2 protein-coding genes are annotated in these 3,007 nt (G+C 54.8%); one reads left to right on the top strand and one right to left on the bottom strand.

Annotation, left to right across the window (positions count from 1 at the left end; all coding sequences use genetic code 11):
* Nucleotides 1–1,859, top strand: a 1,859-nt coding sequence (locus ACRCZA_RS02740; protein ID WP_438672956.1) for a hypothetical protein, incomplete at its 5' end; no start/stop codon positions are given.
* A gap of 298 nt (nucleotides 1,860–2,157) precedes the next feature.
* Here the strand turns inward: ACRCZA_RS02740 and ACRCZA_RS02735 are convergent.
* Nucleotides 2,158–3,007: D-2-hydroxyacid dehydrogenase (locus tag ACRCZA_RS02735; RefSeq protein ID WP_438672955.1), on the bottom strand; the 850-nt coding region annotated here is incomplete at its 5' end.

The following is a 3,007-nucleotide window of genomic DNA, read 5'->3' as shown; positions in this document are numbered from 1 at the left end:
TACTTGAATTACCGGAGCAGGAGCGGAGCTCACGCAGCCTGTGGGCGCTGTACTCACTCTCGCGCATTGAGCTTATCTTGAGCAAAACCGCAACGGATGATGCGCATCTGCTACAGGCCGACGCCTACCTACATCAATTACAAACTGCGGTGCGCCAAGGTGCGGCCGATCCCCTGCGCCTTGGCCTTGCTAGCCTTGGCGAACAAGCCTATATCCTGTTACATCTTGGCTTAGCGCAAGCCAAACACACTGGCCAACGCCGCGCAGATGCGCGGGAGCCAGGTTTACCCATCCCCAGCACACCTGGGGTACTCGATAGGGTGATAGCGCTCTACGCAACCCAATTGGCTCAAGGAGATAGCAGCGGCTACGACTCATTATTAATGTTAAGCCGCAACTTAATGAGCTTAGAGCTCAGCGAGCTCCAAGGGCTATTAACCCAAGCGAACGTGCAACAATTGCTGATCGCATACTGGCAAAGCAGTGGCAATGAGTTTGCCTATAATGGCCAGCTCTCGGCACTGGGGCACAAGGTTGCCGACATCCTCAACCTATTGCCACAGGATGGCCTCACCCTCGAATATGGCGACAAGCTCGCGGCGATCTATTATCAATTGGGAGATTATGCCAGTGCCAAGCGCCTGCTAGCCCTAGCAACCCCGACGGGACTGAGTTGGTGGTTAACCGCAAAAATTGAGCTACAACAAGGTGACAGAGTCAAGGCGGCAGCGGCCTACGCCCAAGCCGTACGCTATTTTCCCAAACTCCCCAACACCCCTGATAACCCCCTTGATGCCAATAAGAGCCAAGCCTACGAGACTCCCGATGACGAGGTACAAGTTAGCGAGATACAGGCTAGCGAGGCTCAAGATAAGGCGCTCGCAACATTTTGCCGCATCAGCGCCGAACAAGGCGTGTTATCCCTTGAGCGCGGTGAGTATCTCGCCGCCCTTGCGCAGCTTTTAGCCAGTGGAGATGAATACTGGCAGGACATTGCCTATGTCGCCGAACGCGTCCTGACGAGCGCAGAGCTGACATCGTTTGTCGATACTCAGGTCCCTTATCGCGCCTTTGACTACCCACAGGACAGTGACTGGTACGATAATATTGAGCCGATTAATAATCGCTTACGTTATTTACTGGGCAGGCGATTATTACGGGAAGGCGCCCTCGACAGCGCGCCTCGCTACTTCCCGCATCCCCAGCGACAAGCCAGTGCCCAGCGTTATAGCCAAGCACTCACCACGGCCAAACGCAGCACAGGCATCGACAGCGCCACAGCCTATTGGCACGCTGCCGAATTAGCCCGGCATCAGGGAATGGAATTATTAGGATTTGAGTTAGCCCCCGATTATGCGATTTACCAAGGAATGTTCGATTTAAGCTCTTGGTTTGATGCCACCCCATCAACGGATAACTTAACCGACAAAGAGCGGCAACGCGTTAATGCCAGCCAAGCGTTCCCGGATAAACGTTTTCACTATCGTTATACCGCCGCCGAACTTGCTAATAAGGCGGCGGATAACGTGCCTCACAATAGCCAAGCCTATGCCGCGCTCCTTTGCCAAGCCAGCGGCTTTGTCCTGCGCCGCGATCCCATCATCGCCCGGCGCTATTACCAAAAATACGTTGCCAATGGCCCCTACGTGGCTTGGGCTGAGCGTTTTGGCCTGCAATGCCAGCAACCGGATTTTACCGGCGCCGCCGCGAGGGAGCGGGCCAATAACATCGCTAAATGGCAGGCGCTTTACCATCAGTTTAAAAAACCAGTGGCCTATGGCGCCCTCGTCATCGCCCTCATCGCTGCAGTGATTGGGCTAGGCCGACGTGCTCGAGCCGCCAAACGCGGCAATGCTTGAGCGGCAAAAGATTGAGTAGCAAAGGATTTTTTAGGAATTGATTGTTTAGAAATTGATTGTTTAGAAATTGATCATTTAGAAACTGATTGTTTAGAAACCGATTTTTCATAAACCGATTGCGCGCAAACGTGTTGAACGGCAACAGGCCCATTCGAAGGGAGATGAACAACGCTAAAGCGCAAGTTAAACGCTGCGGCCCCCAAGAATCCTCATGGGGATCGCGCTGCAGGCTGCTACGCCCAGATTGTCTGGGCTGCACTGTGCTTTTTAGTGCTTTTTATGTGATTTGTCTGGACGGTTAAGCGACCCGATTAGCCGCTTGTCCCGCCAAAAAAGCCTTAAGGTTGGCCAGCGCTATCGCCAATAGCCTTTGCCGAGCCTCCCGAGTCGCCCAAGCATTATGGGGGGTAATGCTAATATTGGGCGCGCTGAGCAACGGATTATCGGCCTTAGGCGGCTCGGTCGATAACACATCGACCCCAGCAAACACTTTTCCCTCGGCTAATGCTCGCGCCAGCGCGGCCTCATCGATTAAGCCGCCCCGCGCCGTGTTGATCAGCAGCGCCTTAGGCTTCATCAGCGCGAGGGTCTGCTGATTGATACATTGCGCGGTGGCTGGCGTCAACGGACAGTGCAATGACACGATATCGGCCTGACGCAGCAGGGCATCACGCAAAGCCCAACTGACGCCTTGGGGTAAATCGGTCAGGGGCGTGCGGGTATGCACTAACACTGTCATCCCAAAGGCGCGGGCAAGAGCACTAACCTGCTGACCTATATCACCATATCCAATCAGGCCCAGCGTTTTGCCCTTAAGGGATTGCAGCGGCATTAGGGTAAAACAAAAATCCTCCGCACTGGCCCACTGCCCTGCAGCGACCGCCTGATGATGGGCGGCCACAGCTTGGGTGTGGTGTAAAATATGGGCAAACACCATTTGGGCGACGGCATCGGGGCCATAGGCGGGCACATTGGTCACCACTATGCCCCGCGCCTTGGCGGCCGCCAAATCCACCACATCAGTACCAGTAGCCAGCACCCCGATATATCGAAGGCAAGGCAGCTGTGCCAACATGTCGGCACTCAGCGGGGTTTTATTGGTGAACAGGATGTCGGCATCTTGGGCCCTTTGTAAAAGCGCCTCAGGT

It is taken from the genome of Shewanella sp. (genome assembly GCF_051658185.1).
GTDB lineage: Bacteria > Pseudomonadota > Gammaproteobacteria > Enterobacterales > Shewanellaceae > Shewanella.
Note: the sequence above shows the minus strand (reverse complement) of the source record. Positions and strands in the feature narration are given on the sequence as shown.